Below are 15,607 nucleotides of genomic sequence, written 5' to 3' on the forward strand. Positions count from 1 at the left end.
AATGGAGTTATTAGACGCTGCTCGTCTGCGGGTGGGCTGCGACGGCTTCGTCGGCTAGCTGGCGCTCACGAGGACCCCAGGTTTCCTTGGTGATCAATGCCGCCCAGAGGCCGATGGCCGCGTAGCCGATAAAGAGGGTTGCCGGGCCCATCCAGCCGAACTGGATGAACAGCAGCGTGGTGATGAACGGGGTGAAGCCGGAAACCATGGCTGAAATTTGGTAGGCCAGCGAGGCGCCGGAGGAGCGGGTTTTGGCTTGGAAGAGCTCGGGGAACCAGGCGCCTTGGGCTCCTGCCATCGAGTTTTGGCAAACGGCGTAGGCGATGACGATCGTGGCGATGATCATCAAGAACGAGCCGGTGTTCACCATGAGGAACATCGGGATGCCGAAGAGCGCCGCAAAGCTGCAAGCCAGAATGTAAACGGATCGCCGGCCTACCCGGTCGGTCAGCCTGCCCCAGCTGTAGGTGGCGAAGATGCCGATGGCCGAGGCGATGCTCAAGGCGGTGAGGGTCTCCCAGTTTGCCGCCAAACCGGTGGTGTGCAGGTAGGAGATCATGTAGGTGATGGAGACCGCGTAACCGGCGGTTTCAGCAATGCGCAGCCCAATGCCGCGCAGGATATTGCGCCAATCGGTGCGGATGACTTCCTTGATGGGTGACTTGACGATTTCGCCGGCCTTTTTGACATCGTCAAAAACCGGGGATTCCGGAACCTTCGAACGAATGACCAGTCCCACGATGACGAGCAGGATGCTGGCCAAGAATGGCACTCGCCAACCCCAGTCGCCTGGCAGTTGCACGCTGACCAGGAATACCAGGTTTGCCAGCAACAGCCCTACCGGGAAGCCGGACTGGACGATGCCGGTGAACCTTCCCTTGTGCTTCCACGGGGCGTGTTCGTAGGTCATCAGAATAGCTCCGCCCCATTCGGCGCCGAAGGCCAAGCCTTGGACGATGCGCACGAGGACCAGCAGGGCCGGAGCCAAGACGCCTACCTGCTCGTAGGTCGGCAGCAGCCCGATCATAAAGGTTGCCAAGCCCATGACGATCAGCGAGGTCACAAGCACCGGCTTGCGGCCGATCTTGTCGCCGAGGTGGCCACCAATAATGCCGCCCAAGGGCCTGGCCGCGAAGCCGACGCCCAAGGTGGCAAAGGCCGCGAGGGTGCCCGTCAAGGGGTCTGTTCCGGGGAAGAACGTATGGCCGAAGTAGAGGGCCGCCGCGGTCCCGAATCCGATGAAGTCATAGGTTTCAATGGTGGCTCCGACACTGGAACCTACCGCAACGCGCTTGGCGTCCTTGGTGCCGTGGATCGGACCGCGCATGTTTAGAGCTTCGCTGCTCATGAGTGGGTCCCTTCGTGGTTTGTGGGGAGAGGAAAGCATTCACTGTTGACAGTCAACACTATTAGAAGTGTGAGCGCCAGCACAAGTTCTGTCAAGGGCTAATTTAACAGTTGACTGTTAACAGTAAACTTAACTAAGGTGGTGTGCACCACATGTATCGAGGGTGCTCCGGCAAGACTGGGCCATCGCTCACTTAGGTTTTCCGAAGCATTGCAAGGAGAAGCCGAAACGAAAGCAGGAAAGCAATGAAGCAAATCCAGCGCACCGCCGTTCTGACGGGAGCCACTTCACCCCGTGGAATCGGCGTGAGCACCGCACGCCACTTTGCCAGCGAAGGCTGGGGCGTCGTGATCCTCGATCTCGACCACGCCGCATCCGAGCACGTTGCACAAGATATCGCCGAAGAATTCGGTGTTCCCGCGTTCGGCCACCGTATTGACGTTGCCGATGAAGCATCCGTAATCACCGCGCAGGCTGCCGTGGCAGCTCAGGTAGCTGCGGGAGATTTGCCGCCCACCGGAGCGGTAGTGAATATTGCCGGAATAACCTCTCCGGTCGATTTCCTCGAGACAACGCTTGAAATTTGGCACAAGGTCATGAACGTCAACGCCACCGGCACCTACCTGGTGTCCAAGGCCTTCCTGCCGGAAATGATTGAAAGCGGCTGGGGGCGGATTATCAACATGTCATCGGTTTCGGCCCAACGCGGCGGCGGAGTTTTTGGCAAGGTTCCCTATTCCTCGGCCAAGGCCGCGATTCTCGGCTTCACCAAGGCGCTGGCTCGTGAGATCTCAGCTACCGGAGTGACCGTAAACGCTATTACTCCGGGAGCGGTAGACACCAACATCCGCGTTGGCAGCACCGATGAACAAGAAGCCGCAATTGCCGCCGGAATCCCCATCGGGCGCACGGCAACCACCGGCGAAATCGCCTCGGTCATCGGTTTCCTTGCCTCGGACGGCGCCTCGTACCTGACCGGCACCACCATTGACATTAATGGTGGAAGCCACATGCACTAAGCGCGGCACCTCATCTGCAATCACCGGCATCTACCGCATCGTGACTGACGGATGCGCTCAGTATTAGTGATTCGAAACGAAGCGAGTAACGGCGCAACTTCCAGCGCCGTTGCTCGCTTTTATTCGTTGGACGCCCAGAGAAGATTCGCCACGGAAGCAGGTCTGCGCGCTGCGAAATCAGCGCGTAATCCATCTCACTTGAGGCGCCCAGCTGGAATATAGTTCCCGGCTGGCAGGTTGCACGAAGCAACTACAATCTTCAGGAGTCCTACCTATGGATCTGTTCTCGCCTCTTACGCTCGGAGATCTCAGCCTTTCCAATCGACTGGTGATGGCGCCACTGACCCGTTCACGCTCCCGCAAGGACGGGGTCCCGGACGACCAAGTGGTCGAGTACTATCGGCAGCGCGCATCGATGGGCCTGATCGTCAGCGAAGGCGTCTATCCCAGCGTGACCGGCCAGGGGTTTGTCCGCCAGCCTGGACTGGCCACGGCGGAACAGATCTCCGGCTGGAAGAAGGTGACCGACGCGGTCCATGCCGAAGGCGGACTCATTGTTGCCCAGGTAATGCATGCCGGGCGAGTGACACATCCGGGGACCACCGGGCAGGACCACATTGTCGCGCCCAGTGCCATCGCCGTGGAAGGCGAGTCACGAACCTACACCGGCAAGCACCCCTACCCGGTGCCTCGTGCCCTGGGCGCCGTTGAACTGCCGGGAATCATCGAGGAGTTCGTGCAGGGATCGCGCAATGCCATCGCCGCCGGATTTGACGGGGTCGAGCTGCATGGTGCCAACGGGTACCTGCTGCATGAGTTCCTCGCACCGAGCTCCAACACCCGCACCGATAACTATGGCGGGTCCCCGGAGAACCGCGCCCGCTTTGTCATCGAGGTAGTGAAGGCTGTGGCCAACGCGATCGGCGCGGGTAAGACCGGACTGCGCATCTCTCCCGAGCACAACGTCCAGGGTGCCACCGAGCTGGATCGAGCCGACGTCACCGCGACATACACGGCCTTGCTTGAAGGAATCGCCCCGCTAGGACTGGCTGCCTTGAGTATTCTGCATAAGGAACCCTCGGGGGACCTCGTCCAGGGTCTGCGTACCACCTTTGGCGGACCGGTGCTGCTGAATACCGGGTTCCAAACGGTTACCACTTATGAGGATGCCACCGCGGTCGCCGCCGGTGGCTGGGCAGATGCGGTTGTGGTGGGGCGCCCTGCCATCGCCAACCCCGATCTGGTGCGCCGCTGGCGCGAAGAGCTGCCGCTGAACGAACCGGATGCCTCCACCTTCTACACCGAGGGCGCCGAGGGCTACACGGACTACCCGTTCTGGCAGAACTAGCCGCTGGGCCAGCCAAAGATGGCATGAAACAAGTCGCATCTCTCCGGTATTCAACGGATGGATGCGACTTGTTCGCTTCAACCGGTATCGGCTAGCCGAACCATGGCTTCTCTGCGGCGGCAAGAGTGCCGTCATTCTTGGCCATGTTCAGCCACTGATCAACATATTCTTGGAATTCGTCGTCACCCAGCGGCAGCAGATAGGCCTTCTGCGAGAAATTAAATGGCTTATCCGGATGCACCGCGCACAGCTCGGGGTGCTCGTTGGCCACCCAACGCGTTTCCGAGGCATCGGTGGTCATCACGTCCGCACGCCCGGCGATGATCTCGTCGAAGATCGTGTTGTTGTCTTCGAAGCGGATGATTTCCCCTTCCGGATAATTGGCCTCCGCGAATTTTTCGTTGGTCCCGCCAATGGGGGTGATCGAGCGGACGCCAGGCTTGTTGATTTCCTTCACGGTGTCGTATTTTTCGACGTTTTCACACAGCGTGATCGGAGTCTTGCCTTCATCCAACGTGGCTTCGCTGTAGTAGGCCTGTTGGGCGCGTTCCATGGAGATGGAGACACCGCCCACGCCGATATCGCACTTGGAAAGGAAGTCCGGCATCAGGTCTTTCCACGTGGTCTGGACGAACTCGGCTTCGACATCCAGCGATTCGGCCAGATCTTTGGCCATGGTGATGTCGATGCCCGACCATTCGCCGGTGTCCGGATCCAGGTAGGTGAACGGACGGTAGTCGCCGGTGGTGCACACCTTGAGGATTCCCGATTCGCTGACGCTGGCCAGCCGGGTATCAGTTGCCGCGGGCGCCGCAGCATTGCTCTCACCCGGATTCGGGGTGGAGCATCCCGTGGTGAGCAACACCGCGCCGAGCGCGAACACCGGCAGGAGACGAGTTACGGACTGCGGCCTGGAAAAAGTTTTGGTCATAGCCCATCAATCTATAAGCCGACCTAGTCAGCGCGCAAGAGTTATGGAGAGTTCTCCGGTTGCCTTGCTTCTGCGTTTTGACATGGTGCCGACCAAGCGGAATAGGTGACGCTGTTTAAACCCCGCTCGTAGCACTGAGCGCGGCCACCAGATCCTGGCTGTGTTCATGTTCGGCGGAGGACAGGAACTCGTCAAGGCTGCGATGCTCAACGAGTTCGCCTTCGTAGAAAACGGCGACATTGTCGCTGACATAGCGGATCACGTCCATGTCATGGGAAATGACCACCAGGCACAACCCCAGCCGATCGCGCAGCTCCAGCAAGAGGTCCAAAATATGGCGCTGGGCCACGGAATCCAGCGCAGAGGTCGATTCGTCACAGATCAACACCTGCGGGGCGACCAGCAAGGCGCGGGCTATGGCTATGCGCTGCAATTGGCCGCCCGAACACTGGCCAGGCTTCCGGTCCAGCAGCTGCAGGGGAAGCCCAACCTGGGTCATGGCATTCTCAACGATTTTCGTGGCCTCTAGCACCGGCAATCGGTGCACCGCTGCACTAAGGCTCTTGCGAAGCGTCAGGGCAGGATCAAAGGAGGAAAAGGGCTCTTGCGCTATGACCTGAACGGCATTGGGGGTGAAGTGCTCATGATGAGTAAGGATCTGGCCGCTGGTTGGCTTCTCCAGGCCGGCGAGCAATCTGGCGAAGGTGCTTTTGCCTGAGCCCGAGCGGCCCACCACGCCAAGGATTTCACCGGCATGCAAACGCAGCGTGGTGGGTTCAAGGGCCGCGCGGCCCTTGGACCGGCGCGTGTAGTTCTTGCCGGCCGAACGGGCTTCAAGGATGCACCCGGAACTAATTTCGCGTCTCTGCCGCGGCCCGGCTTGGGTGGCATCAACCAGTTCACGTGTTTTGGCGTGCCGGTCCTTGGAGAAGATCATGGCAGTGGGGCACTGGTCAATGATTTCGCCGTCGCTGACCACCACGATTCGATCCGCAATATGCCGGACGCTGGCGATGTCGTGGGTGATGAGCAAAATGCCCAGTCCGCGTTCTTGCTGCTTGCGACGCAGCAATTCCAGGACCTCGGATTTCAGGATGGAATCCAAGGAAGAGGTGGGTTCGTCGGCCAGGATGAACTCCGGGTTCCCCGCCAAGGCAATGGCCAGCATGGCTCGCTGAGCCATGCCACCGGAAAGCTGGTCGGGACGCTTGCCGGCGATCTCCGCGGCTGGGGCGAGCCCCACCTCATGGAGCAAGGATTCGACCTGGGCCTCATGCCTGCGGGCCTTGCCGGCGCCGTGCGCGCCGAGGGCCTCGAGCAGGTGCGCGCGGACGGTGAGGCGCGGGTTCATGACTCGTTTGGGCTGCTGGAAGAGCATGCCGATGCGCCGCCCGCGCACGGCATCCATGCCTCGGTCATCAAGCTGGTCAATGCGTTCGCCGCCGAGCAGGATTTCGCCCTCGGCGCGCAGCTGGGCCGGCAGAAGACCCATGATCGCCTTGGTCAACAGAGTTTTTCCGGAACCCGAGCGCCCGACCACGGCAACGAGTTCGCCGGCACGAACCGAGAAGCTGACCTTGGAAAGCAGCGATTTGCTTCCGGCGCTGACCGATAATTCGATGATTTCAAGTTCTTTAGTCATTAAGATCTGCCTTGGCCTCGGCTGCGAGGACATCTTGCCCGTTGAGCGTTTGGGTAATGCGGTTGCCCAGCAGGGTCACGCAGAAACTCACCAAGAATATTGCCGCACCCGGTGCGATCAGTCCCCAAGGTGAACGCGTTGCATGGGGTTGCGCGTCGGCGAGCATGGACCCCCAGTCCGACTGCGGCGGCTGGACGCCGATGCCCAGATAGGACAGCGAGCCGAGCAGGACAAGCAACAGGCCAAAGCGCAACGCGGCCTGGGCCAGCACGGGACCGACGACAAACGGGAACACATGGTGGCGCAGGATGAACCAGCGCGAGGCACCCACATGCTTGGATGCTTCCACATGGTGGGTGGAGAGTGCCTGCACCGCCAGCGAACGCACCAAGCGTGCCGTAGGAGTCCAGGCCACCACGCCCACCGAGAGCACCATGGTGGTGAATCCGGGGCCCATCACCGCGATGATCAACAGTGCAATCACGATCTCCGGCAACGCCAGCAGCAGGTCGTTGACCCGCAGGAAGATCTCGTCGAGCCAGCCTCCGCGCAGTGCGCTGAGCAGGCCCAGACAGGTACCCACCAGCAAGGAGAACAGCGTGGTGATCAGCGCTACGGCCAAGGAGAAGCGTCCACCGTGAAGCACCCGGCTCAACGTGTCGCGTCCCAACGCATCGGTGCCTAGCAGGTGTGCCCAGCTCGGCGATTCAAGACGTTCGGAGAGGCTTTGCGCATCCGGGTCAAAAGGTGAAATCCACGGCGCCGAGATGGTCGCGAACAAAACGATGAGCAGGACGATCACCGGCGGGTTGAACAACAGCCCGCGAAGAGATTTTTTAGTCATGGCGTACTCCAATGCGCACATTCGGGTCGCTGAGCCGGTGCACCAGATCGATGATCCCCGTGGCCAGCACGGCGCAGGCCACGACCACCACAACCCCGCCCTGGGCAACCGGGATGTCGGCGTCCACGATGGCGTCGAAGATCAGCCGTCCCATTCCCGGGATGGCAAAAATGACTTCCACGATGACCGAACCGCCCAGCAGTCCCGCGAACCACACCCCGACCATGGTCCACAACGGAAGCAGGCCATGGGGGATGACGTGGCGGATCAGCGCCTGGCTTCGGCTCAGGCCGCGGGCCCTGGCGGCCAGCACATGTTCAGAATCCAGCGCCTGCTGCACGCCCGAGCGTACCGCCACGCTGAAAAAGCTGATCGGCCGCAGTGCCAGCACGAACACCGGAAGCACCAATGATGCGGGGGATTCGAATCCGGCCGACGGAAGCAAGGACCAGCGCACCGCGAAGAGCAAGACCAGCAGCGGAGCCAGCGCATATTCGGGAATGGCAATCAGCGCGTGGGTCACCGAGGTGATGATCCGGTCCGGCCATTGCCCGGCACGGGTGGCCGCAAGCACACCCAGCACTATGGAGACCAGGATGGCCACCAGCAGGGCGCAGCCGGCCAAAGCCAGGGTGACGCCAATGGCGGGCAGCACCTGGTCGACCACCGGAGTTCCGCTGACAAAAGAGACCCCCATGTCGCCGGTGAAAAACCGGCCAAGCCAGCGACCGAACTGCACCAGCATCGGGTCATGCAGGCCAAATTGCTGGGCATAGGCTTGCACCGCCGCCTCATCCGCGGCTCCGATGTCCATGCGCGCTCTGAGCAGCGCGCGCACCGGATCTCCGGGGGAGACAAAGGGTACGAGAAATACCGCGAAGGACGAAAGCAGGACCGCTGCGCCGAGTCCTACGACTCGGCGCAGCGCCGATGAGAGGGATAGCAACTTACTTGGTCTTCGCCAGATCCTTGGTCAACACGTAGCGGGTGAGCGGGTCCTGGACGTAGCCCTGGACCGAGTCGCCGACGGCGTCGATGGACTGTTCGTTGACCAGCCACACATTGGCCGCATCCTCGGCAAGGATGTCTCCCGCCTCGCGGTAGAGCTGGTGGCGCGTGGCCTCGTCGGTTTCGCTGGCCGCCTTGGCAATCAGTGCGTCGTAATCCTCATTGCAGTAATGGCTCAGGTTGTAGCCGCCCTGGCAGGTGTAGTCCGCCTGCAGGAACCCGATGGGGTCTGCAATATCGATCATGCGATTGCGCTGGCTCAGGATCATGTCGTACTTGCCGGCCAGTACATCTGGTTCGGCGGCGCCGTAGGACTTGGTGACCACGTTGGCCTGGAGGCCGATCTGCTTGAACTGCTCCTGGATGATGGCGCCGACCCCGGCGAATTCAGCGCGTTCGGTGATCGCGATAATCTCCAGCGGCTGATCTTGCGCATACCCGGAATCGGCCACCAGCTTCTTGGCTTCGTCCAGATTCAGCTGGGGGACGGCCAAGTCGGGATTGGCCCAGCTTTCGCTTGGCGCGAAGGGGCCGGTGGCGGGCTGCGCGGCACCCTCGTAAATGCTTGCGGCGATGGCGGGCAGGTCTAGCGCCATGGTTGCCGCTTTGCGCAGCTTGACGTCATTGAACGGTGCCCGTGAGTTGTTCAGGTAGAGCGTCGCGGTGCGTGGAGAATCGGTTTTGAGCACGCTCACCGAGTCATCCGATTCCAAGGTGGCCAAGCTGGTGGCCGGAATCGACATGGAGATGTCGGCTTCTCCGGTCTGGACCTGGGTTGCGCGCGTGGCGCCCTCGGTGATGTAGCGGATTTCGCCGCCGGCCAGTTTCGCGGTGCCGTTCCAGTAGTTCTCGTTGCGGTCCAGGGTCAGTGACTGGCCGGCCTTTTCGGAGACCGGGGTGAACGGTCCGGTGCAGTGGCCAAACGGGTCTATGCCCTTGGACGTATAGGCATTAGGGGAGAGGATACCGGCATTCACGCTTGCCATGCGGTAGGGCAACAGCGGATCAGCAGCTGGCGTGGTGACGCGGACGGTGTCGGCATCGAGAGCGGCGACCTTGCTGATGGTCTTGGGGTTGATGGCGCGTGCCGGCGCGGCGGCTTCGAGCACGTGGCTCAACGATGCGGCCACGGCCTTCGCATCCAACGCGCTGCCGTCCTGGAACTTCACGTCCGGGCGGAGCTCAAAATCCCACTGCGTATCGGAAGACTGCTTCCATGATGCCGCAAGCATCGGCTCGACTTTTTTCTCGGTCTGGTCATACCGGGTCAGGGTTTCCAAGCACCCGGAGATGGACAGCACATAGGCATCATCGCTTTCCAGCGCCCAGTTGGACACCGGCGCGCGGAAATTGGCCACAACTACGCGAGCGTCTTGATCCGCGGCCTGCTCCGGTGCGGCATCCTGCGTGGAGGTACTGCAGGCGGTCAGCGCGAGTGCAACGGCCGCGATTCCGGCGGCTGCGCTCAAACGTCCAAAGTTCATGGAAATCCTTCGGCATTACGTAATGAATAGGCTTCTAAAGCATTAGGGCCTTGGTAAGCGTACCCTAATTAGCCGCACCGAGAGGCTGTCCTGGGCCCATAGAAAAAGCAGAGTCAAAACAGAGCTGTTTGATTGGAAGCGAGATAACAGCCTGAGTAGTGCGGAGTTGATGATTGGCGTGGAAATTCTGCGTCGTTTTACCTAATATGTCGTAGTTCACGAATGCCGGGCGGAGGTGCCGACTCGACGCGCGATGCGCGACGCACAAATGGAGGCCAAGACCAGCGGAACAACCAGAACCATCCATGGCAGGTATCCGGGCAGCAGCTCCTGGCCGGCCCGAGTCAGCAGCAACCCGATGAGCATATTTCCCAGCAGTACCGCCAGCCCGCCGCAACTGGACAGCAAGCCGAAGTAGGAACCGGTGGCACGTGTGCCGGCAAATTTCGGGACCAGGCTCAGCGCGGTGGGATGCACGCTCATATGTCCCAGCGTCAGCAGGGTTACCGCGCACATGATCCGTGCCGCTCCGGGTTCGCCGCCGAAGGCAGAGGCGGGAGCGAACGCGAGTACCGCGAACCCGAGTGCGCTGAAGAGATACCCGAACCGCAAGGTTATGAACGGACCTAGACGGGTGGCGAGCCACGCAACGGGCAACTGCAAGGTCAGCGTCAAAATGGAAATCCAGGCGAAGACCAGGCCCAGCCACTGGGTGGGCAAGTCCATGCGCGCCAGCTCCAGAGGAATGGCCAGGTAGAGCTGGTTATAGGCCAACAGGTCCGATGCGTGCAAACCGCAGAACGCCACAAATCTGCGGTCTTTCAGGCATGCACGCAGACTGCTCTTCGGGATGCTTCGCTGCACCGAATCATTGCCAGCGCCCCGGGGGGAAATCCCTGGGGCCTCCCGGCGCAGGTTGGCCCATAAGAACAGGCCGATGGCGACGAAGAAGACCGCCCCGAATCCTGCGACGGTCGAGAAGCCCCAGCCCCATAGCGCCGCCCCGACCAGCGGTCCGGTGACCGCTCCGATTTCGCCGGTAATGCTCAGCCAGGCAAAGAGCGTGGTGCGTTTGGTTTCGGCCGGCTTTCCGCGTTCTCGGGCTGCTTGGGCTGCGGCCACCAGGACATTGAGCCCGGGAGAAAAAAGCGCTCCGCCAAATCCGGTCAGCAGGGTTCCGAGAATGAACATCCAAAGCACCGGGTTGCTGGCCCACAACGAGGCGGCCAGGGTGAAAAACCCGGCCGCGCGAACCGCGCAGCCGATGAGGATCATTTTTCGTGCGCCAAAACGGTCCGCCAGGCTGCCGCCGGCGAGGAAGAGTCCCTGCTGGGCGAAGGTGCGAATCCCCAGAATGAGTCCCACCGCGGTGCCGGCCAGCAGGAAATCATTGGTGAGGACCACGGCAAGAAATGGAACCACCGCGTAGAAGCCGATATTAAACAGCGTCTGGGTTCCGAGGAGAACGGGAACTTCGAAGCGAGGGGAGCTAGTTTTCATGGACCTTAGGGAACGCGTTGGGCCGCTTCGATATTCTGGCGATGATCAGATCCTTCGGTTTCTTAGGTTTTCGTCGGCAGTATGGCCACCGGATTGCAATTTTAGCCAGCAATAACCCGATTGTCAGAAAGCCGCCGCCGCTAGCCGTAACGGCGGGGCGGATTGTTGGCTGCTCTCGGGGTCTTGGGCAAGCCAATCGACAGCAGGGCAGAGGCGGATAGCCGCTCGAACTACATGCTCCGCGGATTGCGTGGAGGCCCCAGGAATTCCGCAGCTCTGCGCAGGACCTCGTCCATCGATTTCAGTTCGCATTCCCACAGCGTCAGCGAATCCCATCCAAGCAATGCCAAATCTTGCCGTTTGCGCTTGTCCCGGGCGATGTTGGAATCCAATTTCGGGCTCCAGTATTCAGCATTGGATGAGGGGCGGTGTTGGCCCGCAGGGCAATCGTGACCGTGCCAGAAGCAGCCATTCATGAAAATCACTTTGTTCCGGGCGCTGAAGACGAGATCCGGCGAGCCAGGCAGCTTGCCCCCGCGCAAAAGGATTTCCTGGTGTTCTTTGCGCAGCGCGGCCAACTGCCGGACAGGCAATGCTCCGTGCAACCGGAAACGGTAGCCAGCGGCATGCAGCAGACTTCGCAAGGCGAGTTCCGGGCGGGTGTTCTTGCCGGGGATCCGCGACATGAGCCGCGAGCGCTGCCCAACAGTCATGATGTCCATGGTCCATTGTGCGCACGGATCGGCTCTGCACGCCACGGTTCCACTGCAGACTATCCACGAGAGGCAGCTGGAACTCGAGGTCGGTCTGTTCTGCTGGGGCCGGGGTATGTCATTGAAACCTATTGCAACGGTTTACAAGACCCGGGCGCGCCAGTAGGTTGGGCCTCGAGAACGGCAATTCGTCGACCGTTGGCCCGGGCAGCACTGAAACCACTAAGGGGAAACTCAATGAAAGCAGCACGATACTACGACCAGCGGGACATCCGGATCGAGGACATCGACGAGCCGGAACTGAAGCCGGGCACGGTGGCCATTGACGTGGCCTGGTGCGGTATCTGCGGGACCGACCTGCACGAATACCTTGAAGGGCCGATCTTCATCCCGCCGGCCGGGAAGCCTCACCCGATCTCGGGTGAAAGCGCACCGGTCACCATGGGCCATGAATTCTCCGGAACCGTCACGGCCCTGGGGCCAGGAGTCACCGGACTCGAAATCGGCGAAAACGTGGTGGTAGAGCCCTATATCGTTCATGAAGACGTGGACACCAGCCAGGGACAGCCCTACCAGTTGTCCGAGAATATGAACTTCATCGGCTTGGGCGGCCGCGGTGGCGGACTTTCGGAGAAAATTGTGGTCGAACGCCGCTGGGTGCACCCCATCGGCCGGATCCCGCTTGATGAAGCCGCACTAATAGAGCCGCTGTCGGTTGCCCACCATGCGTTCGTCCGATCGGGGGCCAAAGCCGGGCAGGTTGCCATTGTCGGTGGTGCCGGTCCGATCGGATTGCTGACCGCTGCGGTGCTTAAAGCCAAGGGGCTTCAGGTCTTCGTCTCGGAGCTTTCCGAAGCCCGCAAGGCCAAGGCCCGCGAAACCGGGGTGGCCGATGATGTCTTCGATCCGCGGGACGGGGACGTGGCGCAGAAAGTGCGCGACGCAACCGGAGGTCGCGGCGCCGATGTCGGATTCGAGTGCTCCTCGGTTCCTGCGGTGCTGGACATGCTCCTGGATGCGGTGTCTTCGGGCGGGGTGATCGTCAACGTTTCGATCTGGGGCCATAAGCCACCAGTTGACATGCCCAAGCTGGTGCTGAAAGAGATCGATCTGCGGGGAACCATCGGCTACGCCAGCGATCATCCGGACACCATAGCGCTGGTGCAGGGCGGGAAGCTGGACTTGGCGCCCTTCATTACCGGCCGGATCGGACTTGACGGGCTGGTGTCCGAAGGTTTCGACCAGTTGATTAACAACAATGAAGAGCATGTGAAGATCATCGTGAATCCGCGCGCCTGATCTGGCTGTTGTCGGCGCCGGCAGAGCAACCGACCGGCAGAGCTGGAGGACTGCTCTGCCGGTCGGGCTTTGCATTTGCCGTTCCCTCTGTAGGCGGGGGTCGCCACTGTTCGTGGCTCGCGGGAGGAATTTACTGCTGGACCGCGCCTTCCAGGTCATCCAGTGCCATCTGCGGTGGCTGGCGCCTGAATCCCCTGGTCGTGAAGCCCAAGATGATCCCGCCGATGACCAGCCAGATCGAGCCGATGGCTACCGCGTGCATATCCAGCTGCAAGAGCAGGAATCCGATCACCAACACGCCGATGGCCGGGCACAGGACATAGAGCAGCGGGTTCAGCTGCCTGCCGGCTTGGCGTTCTCGTGCCCAGTAGACGATCACCGAGGCGTTGACCATGATGAAGGCGATGAATGCCCCGAAATTGATGAATGACGTCGAGGTGGCCACGTCCATGAATATGGCGATCAGGCCCACCGCGGCAATGGCCAGGATCGAGAAGACCGGGGTGCTCCACCGGGCGTTCAGCTTGCCGAAGAAGCCGCGTGGAAGCACCCCGTCACGGCCCATGGCGTAGAGCAGCCGGCTGCCGGCGGCTTGGGCCGCGATGCCCGAGGTGAATTGGGCAATGACCAGGGCGGCGAGGAAAACCGCTCCAAAGAGATTGCCGCCGACCTGCTGGGCGATTTCGAAGCCCGCCGCCTCCGAATTCTCGAAGACGCCGCCCGGATGCACCAGCTGCACGGTGTAGGCCACCACCACGAAGATGCCGCCGCCGATCAGCGCGATCAGCATGATCGCCTTGGGTACGGTGCGCCGCGGCTCGACGGTCTCCTCGGTCAACGTGGTCACTGCATCGAATCCGAGGAAGGAATAGGCAGCGATGGCCGCGCCGCCGGCGATGCCAGCGGCGGTGGCATCGATTCCGGTGAACGGAGTGGCGCTGGCCAGTCCGTTAGCCCCTTGCTCGCCGACGACGCTGGCCACGGAGAGAGCCACGAAGAAGACGATGACCAGGATCTGGAAGGACATCAGGACCAGATTCACCCGGTCGGCCACCTTGATGCCCACGATGTTCAGGATTGTCGTGGCAACAATGAAGCCCAGGATCCATACCGGCATGGGTACCGCAGGGAACTGCGCCTGCAGGTAGGAACCTCCGATTAACCAGATCACCATGGGCAGGAACAGGTAGTCGAGCATGGTGGCCCAGCCGACCAGGAAACCCAACCGGCCATCGATAGTCTTGCGTACGTAGGTGTAGGCAGAGCCCGCTACGGGGTAGGCGGCTGCCATTCGCCCATAGCTGTTGGCGGTGAAAAGCATCGCCAGCAAGGCAATGAGGTAGGCGCTGGCGCTGGCGCCGCCGGTTTGCGATGCGATGACCCCGAAGATGCCCAGGACAATTAGCGGTGTCAGATAGGCCAGGCCGAAGATCACCAGCGAGGGCAACGTCAAGGTGCGTGTGAGGGCAGTGGTGGTGGACATGGAAAACTCCGTTGTTTTCAGTAGGGGAGGTGAGAGGGAAACGATCTAGGAGCGGGGACCCGGGGCCCAACGGGAGGGATCAAGCATGCCGTTGTACATAGGCAGCTTGATGGGCTGATCTCCAGGCTGCAATTGGGACCAGACCCGGTTAGTTCCGGCCGTGCCCTGCTCGCGTACGCGCTGTAATCTGGTTGGATCGACTCGCACCACGAGCGTGTCTTCGCCCAGCCCGGCTTCGCCTAGCACCATGCCTTCGGGATCCACCGCGATGCTGCGGCCCCGGCCGGCGGGGTGGGCGCAGTTCACGCTGAGCATGTAGACCTGATTCACGATGGCGTTAGCTCTGGCCAGCACCAGTTCTTGTTCGCGGTCATCGCTGGTGGTCTTCACGACGTTCACTATGGCCCCGGCGCCCATCCACGCGAGATGGCGGGAATGCTCGGGAAACCACGCGTCGTAGCAGTTGGACAAACCGACCGGGCCAAAGCCGTCCAGTGCGGCCACCACGAATTCGGTGCCCGGCTGATGCGGCTCAAAGGGCCGCCAGGGGAACATCTTGCGGTAGCTGGCCGCCAGGGTTCCGTCCGGGGCGAAGAGCAGCTGGGTGTTGTAGTAGCCGCCGGCAGCGTCGCGTTCCCCGATGCTTCCCGGGCAGAGCCAGATCCGGTGTGCTTCCGCGATCCGGCCGAGGGCCGCGACGAACGGATCATCCAGCGGGACCGCGGCGTTCACCAACGCTGCACTCCGTTCGGCTTCGGGCAGATGCTCGGTGCCGTGCAAGTGCATTTCCGGGTAGGCCAGCAGATCCATCGGTCCGAAGCGATCTAGCGTCGCGGCTACGTCCTCGGCAAAACCGTCTACCGAGCTCGACACGGGCAGCGGAGCGCGTTGGGCCAGGCCGGCAATGATTTCTTGAGGCACCATGAACTTCTTTCGGAGATATATAACTGATCAATATGAGCAGTTATATAAATGTATGTGATGCAAT

The 15,607-nt window shown here is 61.4% G+C and carries 13 protein-coding genes; 3 read left to right on the forward strand and 10 right to left on the reverse strand.

Annotation, left to right across the window (positions count from 1 at the left end; all coding sequences use genetic code 11):
- Positions 1 to 10: 10 nt before the first annotated feature.
- Entirely contained in the window at positions 11 to 1,348 is a 1,338-nt protein-coding gene (locus CIK76_RS10315; protein WP_096286100.1) for an MFS transporter, read from the reverse strand.
- A gap of 245 nt (positions 1,349 to 1,593) precedes the next feature.
- On the opposite strand from CIK76_RS10315, the gene CIK76_RS10320 reads away from it, so the two are divergent.
- Positions 1,594 to 2,367 carry an SDR family NAD(P)-dependent oxidoreductase gene (locus CIK76_RS10320; RefSeq protein ID WP_096286102.1) on the forward strand — a complete coding sequence of 258 codons (774 nt, stop codon included), beginning with the start codon at positions 1,594 to 1,596 and terminating at the stop codon, positions 2,365 to 2,367.
- 274 nt (positions 2,368 to 2,641) lie between these two features.
- On the forward strand, positions 2,642 to 3,715 hold the full coding sequence (locus CIK76_RS10325; RefSeq protein ID WP_096286105.1) for an alkene reductase: 1,074 nt from the start codon (positions 2,642 to 2,644) through the stop codon (positions 3,713 to 3,715).
- A 91-nt stretch (positions 3,716 to 3,806) separates the two neighbouring features.
- Here CIK76_RS10325 and CIK76_RS10330 read toward each other — a convergent pair whose 3' ends face one another.
- From CIK76_RS10330 to CIK76_RS10360, 7 genes are all read right to left on the reverse strand, one after another.
- The gene (locus CIK76_RS10330) at positions 3,807 to 4,646 is read right to left on the reverse strand and encodes a transporter substrate-binding domain-containing protein (RefSeq protein ID WP_096286107.1); all 840 of its coding nucleotides are present in this window, start codon (positions 4,644 to 4,646) and stop codon (positions 3,807 to 3,809) included.
- Positions 4,647 to 4,761: 115 nt separating this feature from the next.
- Positions 4,762 to 6,288: an ABC transporter ATP-binding protein gene (locus CIK76_RS10335; protein ID WP_176484167.1), complete on the reverse strand. Its 1,527-nt coding sequence runs from the start codon at positions 6,286 to 6,288 to the stop codon at positions 4,762 to 4,764.
- The gene (locus CIK76_RS10340; RefSeq protein WP_096286111.1) at positions 6,281 to 7,132 is read right to left on the reverse strand and encodes an ABC transporter permease; all 852 of its coding nucleotides are present in this window, start codon (positions 7,130 to 7,132) and stop codon (positions 6,281 to 6,283) included. Before CIK76_RS10340 ends, CIK76_RS10335 begins: the two co-directional genes overlap by 8 nt.
- On the reverse strand, positions 7,125 to 8,078 hold the full coding sequence (locus CIK76_RS10345) for an ABC transporter permease (RefSeq protein ID WP_096286113.1): 954 nt from the start codon (positions 8,076 to 8,078) through the stop codon (positions 7,125 to 7,127). Before CIK76_RS10345 ends, CIK76_RS10340 begins: the two co-directional genes overlap by 8 nt.
- Position 8,079: 1 nt before the next feature.
- The gene (locus CIK76_RS10350; RefSeq protein WP_096286115.1) at positions 8,080 to 9,624 is read right to left on the reverse strand and encodes an ABC transporter substrate-binding protein; all 1,545 of its coding nucleotides are present in this window, start codon (positions 9,622 to 9,624) and stop codon (positions 8,080 to 8,082) included.
- Between the two features lie 216 nt (positions 9,625 to 9,840).
- Positions 9,841 to 11,124, reverse strand: coding sequence for an MFS transporter (locus tag CIK76_RS10355; protein WP_096286117.1), 1,284 nt, complete (start codon positions 11,122 to 11,124; stop codon positions 9,841 to 9,843).
- 230 nt (positions 11,125 to 11,354) lie between these two features.
- Positions 11,355 to 11,846 (reverse strand): very short patch repair endonuclease, encoded by a 492-nt coding sequence (locus CIK76_RS10360; protein WP_096286119.1) that lies wholly within the window; start codon positions 11,844 to 11,846, stop codon positions 11,355 to 11,357.
- A gap of 228 nt (positions 11,847 to 12,074) precedes the next feature.
- Here CIK76_RS10360 and CIK76_RS10365 point away from each other — a divergent pair, with 228 nt between their 5' ends.
- Positions 12,075 to 13,136: a 2,3-butanediol dehydrogenase gene (locus CIK76_RS10365; RefSeq protein WP_096286121.1), complete on the forward strand. Its 1,062-nt coding sequence runs from the start codon at positions 12,075 to 12,077 to the stop codon at positions 13,134 to 13,136.
- 130 nt (positions 13,137 to 13,266) lie between these two features.
- Here CIK76_RS10365 and CIK76_RS10370 read toward each other — a convergent pair whose 3' ends face one another.
- Positions 13,267 to 14,619 carry an APC family permease gene (locus CIK76_RS10370; RefSeq protein ID WP_096286123.1) on the reverse strand — a complete coding sequence of 451 codons (1,353 nt, stop codon included), beginning with the start codon at positions 14,617 to 14,619 and terminating at the stop codon, positions 13,267 to 13,269.
- Between the two features lie 45 nt (positions 14,620 to 14,664).
- On the reverse strand, positions 14,665 to 15,543 hold the full coding sequence (locus CIK76_RS10375; protein WP_096286125.1) for a carbon-nitrogen hydrolase family protein: 879 nt from the start codon (positions 15,541 to 15,543) through the stop codon (positions 14,665 to 14,667).
- Positions 15,544 to 15,607: the final 64 nt, after the last annotated feature.

Source organism: Glutamicibacter sp. BW80 (assembly GCF_002332385.1).
Taxonomy (GTDB): domain Bacteria; phylum Actinomycetota; class Actinomycetes; order Actinomycetales; family Micrococcaceae; genus Glutamicibacter.

Coding starts and splice junctions, on each gene's coding strand:
- CIK76_RS10360 (WP_096286119.1), bottom strand. CDS start 11,846: ATGGACATCATGACTGTTGGGCAGCGCTCGCGGCTCATGTCGCGGATC.
- CIK76_RS10355 (WP_096286117.1), bottom strand. CDS start 11,124: ATGAAAACTAGCTCCCCTCGCTTCGAAGTTCCCGTTCTCCTCGGAACC.
- CIK76_RS10325 (WP_096286105.1), top strand. CDS start 2,642: ATGGATCTGTTCTCGCCTCTTACGCTCGGAGATCTCAGCCTTTCCAAT.
- CIK76_RS10365 (WP_096286121.1), top strand. CDS start 12,075: ATGAAAGCAGCACGATACTACGACCAGCGGGACATCCGGATCGAGGAC.
- CIK76_RS10370 (WP_096286123.1), bottom strand. CDS start 14,619: ATGTCCACCACCACTGCCCTCACACGCACCTTGACGTTGCCCTCGCTG.
- CIK76_RS10335 (WP_176484167.1), bottom strand. CDS start 6,288: ATGACTAAAGAACTTGAAATCATCGAATTATCGGTCAGCGCCGGAAGC.
- CIK76_RS10320 (WP_096286102.1), top strand. CDS start 1,594: ATGAAGCAAATCCAGCGCACCGCCGTTCTGACGGGAGCCACTTCACCC.
- CIK76_RS10330 (WP_096286107.1), bottom strand. CDS start 4,646: ATGACCAAAACTTTTTCCAGGCCGCAGTCCGTAACTCGTCTCCTGCCG.
- CIK76_RS10340 (WP_096286111.1), bottom strand. CDS start 7,132: ATGACTAAAAAATCTCTTCGCGGGCTGTTGTTCAACCCGCCGGTGATC.
- CIK76_RS10350 (WP_096286115.1), bottom strand. CDS start 9,624: ATGAACTTTGGACGTTTGAGCGCAGCCGCCGGAATCGCGGCCGTTGCA.
- CIK76_RS10315 (WP_096286100.1), bottom strand. CDS start 1,348: ATGAGCAGCGAAGCTCTAAACATGCGCGGTCCGATCCACGGCACCAAG.
- CIK76_RS10375 (WP_096286125.1), bottom strand. CDS start 15,543: ATGGTGCCTCAAGAAATCATTGCCGGCCTGGCCCAACGCGCTCCGCTG.